The organism is Methylobacter sp., assembly GCF_004322395.1.
GTDB lineage: Bacteria > Pseudomonadota > Gammaproteobacteria > Methylococcales > Methylomonadaceae > Methylobacter_A.
The window spans coordinates 1-7,903 of sequence record NZ_SCTW01000020.1 but is presented as its reverse complement, the minus strand read 5'-3'; the positions used below and the strand labels follow the sequence as shown (position 1 = coordinate 7,903).

Genomic DNA, 7,903 nt, shown 5'->3' with positions numbered 1-7,903 from the left:
GTTGATTCGGTGTCCTTCGCAGTTACCATTGATTGCTGCAAGGTGGCGATCTGCTTTTGGAGTTTCAGTACATCCGGGTGTTTTTCCGAGTATTGCTTTAACAGCAATGCCAGATCGGCTTTTTTGTTAGTCAGCTCGGCATTCATCTTGTTAAGATCGATATTGCTGCCGGTTTGTTTTTTCAACGAGTCAATTTCGCGTCTGGCTTTAATGACATCAGGGTGGTTGGCCGAGTAACTGGCCTGCAAGGAAGGATACTCCGATTCCAATACCTTGAGTCGATCTTTCATGTCAAAAACCCGATTGCCAGTGGCATTGGTCGCCAGCGCATTCGGGTCAATTTGCGCCAGTTCGCCTTCAAGATAGAACTGGCGCTCATGCAATGAACGCTCCTGACTATCAAGACTTAACAATTGGCCGTTAAGCGCAGTGAGCTCTTGTTGGTTAAGCTGGCTGATCTCCGGTAACTGGTTAAGGTTTTTTTCTTTAAAAGCGGCCAATTCGCTTTGGATTTGTTGAATTTTATCTTTTAAACGGCGCGTTTCTTCACTCAGAAAAAGCGTTGCATTTTCCGCGGACTCGGTACGCGATTTGATATTTTCCTTGAGGAATAAAGAAGTCAGTTCGTTGGCTACTTTTTGTGAAATGGCTGGATTTTTATCATCAAATGTCAGAGTAAATGCAATAGTCGCCTTTGTTGCTGAGCCACTGCTGCCTATCACATCGGCACTGATGGTTTCAACTTTAATGCTTTTGCGCATTTTTTCCAGAACGCGTTCTTCAGACTTTGTTTTGAGTTCTTTAGAATACAAATTATATTTTTTTATGATCTCCATCAGATTAGGGCGTGTCATGATGCGCTGGCTGATTACCTGAATACGCTGATCCGCAAACGAGGTGACGGTCGAACGAACCAGATCGGAAGGGATTTCCTGTTCTTCAATCAGGATCGTCGCTGTCGAATGATATATCGAAGGCAATACAACAGACAGCACAATACTCAATATTGAAATCACAACAAACGGGATAACTAAAAACTTGCTGCGTCGTTTGATTATTTTTAGATAATCTTTAAAGTCAGGCGCTTGATTTTCCACGCTATTTCACCGATGGTTTATTTGAGGTTGATAAATAAATTGAAGTTGAACACTGTTGCCGACACGCGCATCGTTTTCATTGTCAAATTGTTGCTGGCGATAACTGTAGGATAATTCCAGCTTGGTCTCAGGTGTCCAGCGCCAATTAAGAGCTGGCGATAGTGTGGCATAGGTACGATTATTAGAGTTAGCTCCTGATGTTGCATCGGACTTTAAGTAATTAACACTCAAGCTGGTATACCAGCGTTCGTTAATGTTATAGATTGTTCTGGCTGAAAATGTAGTGGCTTGCTGTTGTTGACCCGTACTTGCCGGATTTAATTGTTGTCCGGCGTTAACACTGATGCTGCCCCATTCCGTGGCCCGATCTAAATTTGCAGAAAAGATATGACCGCTGGTCGAGCTTTTGATTCTTCCGCCCAGAGATTCAGTATCCGTGTTGCGCATACCAATGGAAAGTCCGAGCTGCGTTTTTTCACTAAAACTGTATTGCCAGCCTGCCTGATAACTGATGGTTGTCGAGTTTTGATCGGCCGATGGAGCTTTGAACAAAGAATATGAGCCACTTAAGCTTACCTGCTGACGCTCGGATAGTTTGTGTGAAGCCGATGTTGACAGTTGCTGGCTGATGTAATCCGAAAGTCCACTGTTTGTACTACTTTTTTCATAAGTGACATCGTTATAACTGTAACCCAGCTGTAATGTATCTCTTTCAGTCAGACGATAGCTAAATGTAGGCGCGATAATACGATTGGTACGTAATAACTGTACGTTCGATAGCTGCCCCGAACCCGTCGAACCAAGCTCCGTGGTCAGTGAGGATTGAATGGAGTAATCGCCATTAAGGTTAAAGCTAAAAAGCTCACCATTGTATAGGTAATCTGCATTAAATAGTTTCTCAGCCACATTGAGAGTGGATTCATTATGATAAATTAACTGATTCCATTTGAAATTAGCCACCAAGTCCCCGCTTTCCAGCAGATACCCTAATCTGACGGCAGGCGACACAGTGCTTATCCAATTGACATGCGATGGGTTAATCTGCAAAAGAAGATTGTCTTCATAGCGTTCATCGACACTAAATACAGGTTCAAAAATATAATCGCCAGCCTGGCAGGTTAACGAGGCGCAGAGCGCTAGCGGCACTAAAAAGCCCTTTTTCATCTTGATTTACAGAGGTGATTAAAGCTCTGATTAAGGTACAGTAACGGTATCGCCGGCTTCCAAGATGATGTTTTGTTCAAGATGCTCGCCATCCAACACGTCATCGTAATCAAAAGGGAAGACTTTTATTTCATTACCAATACGCCGAAGGACATGGATCGAATTATTGTCTGCATAAACCGTTAATCCACCCGCCAAACTGAGCGCTTGCATCACATCAATACGCCTGTTGGCAGGAAATTGTCCGGGCTTATTAACTTTACCGACAACAAAAATAGTATTGCCGCTGTTTTGAAGCAGTTTAACGTTGACTACAGGATCAGCGATGTAATCCGCGAGTTTGCCCGCAATCGCAGCCTCAAGTGCAGACATGGGTTTGCCGGCTGCCATAATAGAGCCTAACAGCGGAAAGGAAATGTTGCCGTCAGGCGCCACCAAAGCCTGCTGCTGTTGCATGCCTTCTTCTTTCCAGACCGAAATCTCAAGTAAATCGCCTGGGGCAAGCAAGTAATTGACAGCATCGGATTGTTTTTCATTGAGTGGAGCAACCGGCTCTGGATCAGCGAAAGCAGATGCTGTGAATGCCAGAAAAAATAAAATAAGTGTGAATAGCTGTTTCAAAATAATGCCTTTTATGGATTTTGTGCAAGCCCTTGTGCGGAGCCGGTCAATCAGTTTCGAAGCAATTATAAAGATGGAATGTAACAGAAATAAGACAAGAAGACGGGCGAAGTAAAAATCTCAAATTATATTTTTAAAAGTCAATATAAACAGATAGATAGCGATAATTTCATCGGGAAAAAGCCGAATAAACCGCTTTTGTTTATGGCTCGACAAGCTCACCACAAACGAAAATAAACTTACCATTCATCCATAAATACCATACCAGCCTATCGGACGATTTAACCAGTCTAATGTCTAGTTTTTGGTGTCATCAAGTTTTAATAATCTGCAATGATAATGACCAACCATTGTTCGAAGGCGCCTTCAGATCATTATTAACCCGCTATTGTTGACCGGAAAGTTGCTGTCTAGTCTATTTCTTTGTTTAACAAGCATCTTAATAGCCAAATGTAATCTAATTATTAACCGTAATTTACATAAAAAATGACATCTCTTTCCAAGGACAACTCACTCATTCAGTTGAAAAAACCACCCTATATTTTATCTGTCTGGATTTTTGCGCTGTTATTGTTTGGATTTACGTTTAAAAACAGTCTGGAGGAAATGGCGACTGTTTGGATAAACGTAGAAGAATACGGTCACGGTTTTTTTATACCCGTTATAAGCATTTATTTATTATGGATTCGACGGAGAGAGCTAAAGTTTGTTGAACAATACAAAGAATCATTACCCGGATTGAGTATTGTAATTGTTGGCTTGATCTTATTTGTTTTAGGTGGACTGGCAACTTTAAAAACAATTGAACAATACGCTTTCATTATTACAGTAACAGGTTTTTTTACAGTTGCGTTTGGCCTGCCGGGGTTGCGTGTCGGTGCAATACCGTTGTTATTTCTGATTTTCATGGTGCCATTCCCGCCTTTTATTCTGAATAACCTGTCTTCCAAATTGCAGTTGATTTCATCATGGCTAGGCGTTGAGTTTATTCGTGCCTGCGACATCATGGTCTATCTTGAGGGTAATGTCATAGATTTGGGGGGATATAAACTACAGGTAGTCGATGCCTGCAGCGGGCTTCGTTATTTGTTTCCTTTGGCTAGCCTCTCTTTTCTGTGTGCTTATTTGTTTAGAGGGCCTTTCTGGCAAAAAACACTGATTTTTCTTTCTTCAGCCCCTTTAACTATTTTTATGAACAGCTTTCGCATTGGTGTTATAGGCATCATGGTAGATAACTGGGGAACAAAGATGGCAGAAGGCTTTCTGCATGAATTTGAAGGCTGGATAATCTTTTTGATTTGCATGGCTCTGCTATTTATCGAAATGTGGCTATTTTCCTGGATCAGTGGAAAAAAGGTGCCATTGACCGAGTTGGTTTTAATTCCAAGCGAATGGTCAGGCAATATAAAACAGGCAGATCCGGAAATTAAGTTCAATAAGTCAGTATTTATGTTGTTGTTATTGCTCTTCAGTGCCGCCATTGCGTCCCACTATATACAGGGACGGGAAGATATTATTCCGGCGCGCAAAGCTTTTCTGAATTTTCCATTACACTTGGGAAAATGGCAGGGACGTAATGACTATCTTAGTCAGACCTATCTGAATGATATGAAATTAACTGACTATGTAATTATTAACTATACGCAGCCGGAATCAGGCAGCATCAATTTTTACAGTGCCTATTACCAGTCTCAACGTAAAGGCGTTTCTGTGCATTCTCCCAAAGGATGTATTCCAGGTGATGGTTGGCAAATTACCCAGTTTGGACAACGCAATATTCCGGATATCAAACTCGATAACAATGTGCTTCAAGTCAATCGTGCTGTCATTGAAAAAAGTGGTAGCAGGCAGCTGGTTTACTACTGGTTTCAACAACGGGGCCGTACGATAACTAATGAGTATCTGGTGAAATGGTATTTATTTTACGATGCCATTGCCATGAATCGTACGGACGGTTCTTTAATAAGACTGGTTACCAGCGTTGGAGAGGCTGAAGATCTGGAAGTTGCGGATCAACGTTTGCAATCTTTTATGAAGGATCTTATGCCGGAAATGCCTGATTATATACCTGGCAAGTTATTTGCCGAACATATCAATTAGCAGTGTAGGTTAGGTTGCGACTGCATGGTCTTCGTTAATGCAGGAGGTAGATCGTCAAAATAGACACTTTAGGCGGAGCAGAAGCGATGCCAAGATACGTCTTTTTGCGCCGTAATCCAATATTTGGCTTAGTGAATATGTTTAAACCAACAAGGAGCGATTGTGAGTAAAAAAGTAGCGTTAATAACCGGCGTAACAGGGCAAGATGGTTCTTATTTGGCCGAGTTTTTACTGGAAAAAGGTTATGAAGTACATGGTCTCAAAAGGCGTTCATCGCTTTTTAATACGCAACGGGTCGATCATATCTATCAGGACCCGCATATAAAAGATCCAAAGTTCTATTTGCATTACGGTGATTTAACGGACAGTTCCAACTTGACACGGATACTGAGCGAGACCAAACCCGATGAAATCTACAATCTGGGCGCCATGAGCCATGTTGCAGTATCGTTCGAATCACCGGAATATACCGTAGATGTTGATGCCACTGGCACATTGCGCTTACTTGAGGCCATGCGCTTTTTGGGCATGGAAAAAACTTCGCGGTTTTATCAGGCTTCCACTTCGGAATTGTACGGACTGGTGCAGGAAACTCCGCAAAAAGAAACCACACCATTTTACCCGCGTTCGCCTTACGCAGTCGCCAAACTGTATGCCTACTGGATCACGGTCAATTACCGCGAGGCTTACGGCATGTATGCCTGTAACGGCATTCTTTTCAATCATGAATCACCTCGCAGAGGGGAAACTTTCGTAACCCGTAAAATCACGCGCGGCCTCAGCAATATAGCAATAGGTCTGGAGCAATGTTTATTCATGGGTAATATAGATTCGCTCAGAGATTGGGGGCATGCCAAGGATTATGTGCGCATGCAGTGGATGATGTTGCAACAGGAGCAGCCGGAAGATTTTGTTATCGCAACAGGGGTGCAGTATTCCGTTCGGCAGTTTATTGAAATGACAGCCGAAGAACTCGGTGTAGAAATACGCTGGGAAGGTGCCGGTGTTGAAGAGAAGGGGTATGTGGCAGCAATTAAAGGCGATAATGCGCCGGGATTGACAGTCGGGCAAAACATTGTCGCCATTGATCCTCGTTATTTCAGGCCGGCTGAGGTTGAGACATTGCTGGGCGACCCAACCAAAGCCAAAGAGAAACTGGGCTGGGTGCCGCAGATTACCTTGCAGGAAATGATCAATGAGATGGTCGCTTATGATCTTGAGGAAGCCAAGAAACACGCACTGTTAAAAGGCCAAGGTTATAACGTCGCAGTTAGCAGGGAATAGTTATATGTTGGATAAGCATAAAAAAATTTATGTAGCTGGACATCGAGGCATGGTGGGTTCGGCCATCGTTAACCAATTAAATGAGGCAGGTTATCAAAATGTAGTCGTGCGCACTCATGCCGAGCTGAATTTGACCGATCAAGCTGCTGTACGTGACTTTATGCAGCAGGAGAAACCGGATCACGTTATTCTGGCAGCCGCCAAGGTTGGCGGCATCCATGCCAACAATGTTTATCCCGCTGAATTTATTTACCAGAACTTGATGGTGGAAGCCAATGTCGTGCATCAGGCCTGGGCGGCTGGTTGTCAACAACTGTTGTTTCTGGGTAGCTCCTGTATTTACCCGAAGCTTGCAGCTCAGCCAATGCAAGAAAGTGCTTTGTTAACGGGTGTTTTAGAAACGACCAATGAACCTTACGCTCTTGCCAAAATTGCAGGAATCAAGCTCTGCGAATCTTATAACCGGCAATACGGTACCGATTACCGTTCGGTGATGCCTACAAATCTGTACGGTCAAAATGACAATTTTCATCTGGAAAACAGCCATGTTATCCCAGCTATGATAAGAAAATTTCATGATGCCAAAACAAGCTTGTCGCCTACCGTTACCCTATGGGGAACCGGCAAGGCAATGCGTGAATTTTTGCACGTTGACGATATGGCCGCCGCCTGTCTGCATATCATGGACTTGAGTATAGAACGCTACCAATCCTGTACGGAGCCAATGCTTTCACACCTTAATGTGGGCGCAGGCGAAGACGTGACTATTCGTGAGCTGGCGGAAACCATTCAGCAAGTAGTGAATTATCAGGGCGAAATCATCTGGGACACCGGTAAACCAGACGGCAGCCCCAGAAAACTCATGGATGTCGGCAAACTCAAGTCACTGGGCTGGAAGCCAAAAATCGCTCTGGCCGAAGGGTTAGCCAGCACTTATCGCTGGTTTTTTGCGCATCAAGGTGAATTTAAGGCGCAGTAAGTTTAAATCCGGCTCAAAACAATTAGCAGCCGAACATCTGGAAACTGCACAAATCTACCGGCAACACTATGTAAACTTTTTTGAAGACAGTGCGTTGTTAGGCGTTTATGATCTTTACTATTGGGTATCAATACTCTAGCAGCAACTGTTCGCTTTTTTAGCGATGACCTAGTCGGTATGCTCACCGCTGAGCCGCTTGGCGTCGATGTTGCGGTCGTGTTCATTAACGAATGTTTTATTAAATTTCAACAGAACTTAATGATTTTGAAGATAAATTCAATTGTATTTTCCTTGCCGCCGTTGCCAGAGCGTCTATATTTTCCGGCTCAATACGCTTGGTAATGCCCGGATATTCTTGGCATAATAATCCTAACTCGGTATTTGCCTCGGCAGTAATTACGCACTCACCGCCAACCGCAAGAATAGTGGTCAGCTTGGAAGACATAACAGCGTCAGCCGCTCCCTTTTTTTGCACCACCAAATGAATATCGGCTAAAGCCATAAGTGCAGGTAACTCTTCATAGGGCTGCAGCGGATAGAACCTTAAATTATCCAGGTGCATCTGCTCTGCCTGTTGCATAAGCTCTTCCTGCGCGGCACCGTTACCTATCATCAAAAACAGCAAGTCAGGTTCGTGTCTGAACTGATCGGCAGCCTG

At 43.5% G+C, this 7,903-nt stretch carries 7 protein-coding genes; 3 read left to right on the top strand and 4 right to left on the bottom strand.

Features of this window, described 5'->3' with window-relative positions; all coding sequences use genetic code 11:
- The 3 genes from EPO18_RS03305 to EPO18_RS03295 all read right to left on the bottom strand — a co-directional run.
- Window positions 1–1,097: GumC family protein (locus EPO18_RS03305; protein WP_472850870.1), on the bottom strand; the 1,097-nt coding region annotated here is incomplete at its 3' end.
- 6 nt (window positions 1,098–1,103) lie between these two features.
- Complete coding sequence (locus EPO18_RS03300) at window positions 1,104–2,261, bottom strand: porin family protein (protein ID WP_292430472.1); 1,158 nt, start codon at window positions 2,259–2,261, stop codon at window positions 1,104–1,106.
- 30 nt (window positions 2,262–2,291) lie between these two features.
- Window positions 2,292–2,882, bottom strand: a complete 591-nt coding sequence (locus EPO18_RS03295) for a polysaccharide biosynthesis/export family protein (protein ID WP_292430469.1) — start codon at window positions 2,880–2,882, stop codon at window positions 2,292–2,294.
- A 522-nt stretch (window positions 2,883–3,404) separates the two neighbouring features.
- Here EPO18_RS03295 and xrtD point away from each other — a divergent pair.
- The 3 genes from xrtD to fcl all read left to right on the top strand — a co-directional run bounded on the left by xrtD (window position 3,405) and on the right by fcl (window position 7,245).
- Window positions 3,405–4,982, top strand: a complete 1,578-nt coding sequence (xrtD, locus tag EPO18_RS03290; RefSeq protein ID WP_292430468.1) for a VPLPA-CTERM-specific exosortase XrtD — start codon at window positions 3,405–3,407, stop codon at window positions 4,980–4,982.
- Between the two features lie 162 nt (window positions 4,983–5,144).
- Window positions 5,145–6,266, top strand: coding sequence for a GDP-mannose 4,6-dehydratase (gene gmd / locus EPO18_RS03285; RefSeq protein WP_292430466.1), 1,122 nt, complete (start codon window positions 5,145–5,147; stop codon window positions 6,264–6,266).
- A gap of 4 nt (window positions 6,267–6,270) precedes the next feature.
- Entirely contained in the window at window positions 6,271–7,245 is a 975-nt protein-coding gene (fcl, locus tag EPO18_RS03280) for a GDP-L-fucose synthase (RefSeq protein ID WP_292430464.1), read from the top strand.
- A gap of 238 nt (window positions 7,246–7,483) precedes the next feature.
- Here the strand turns inward: fcl and EPO18_RS03275 are convergent.
- Window positions 7,484–7,903, bottom strand: a 420-nt coding sequence (locus tag EPO18_RS03275) for a glycosyltransferase (protein ID WP_292430463.1), incomplete at its 5' end; no start/stop codon positions are given.

Bases quoted from the DNA above. Each gene is read 5' to 3' on its own strand.
- fcl (WP_292430464.1), top strand. From the start codon at position 6,271: ATGTTGGATAAGCATAAAAAAATTTATGTAGCTGGACATCGAGGCATG.
- EPO18_RS03300 (WP_292430472.1), bottom strand. From the start codon at position 2,261: ATGAAAAAGGGCTTTTTAGTGCCGCTAGCGCTCTGCGCCTCGTTAACC.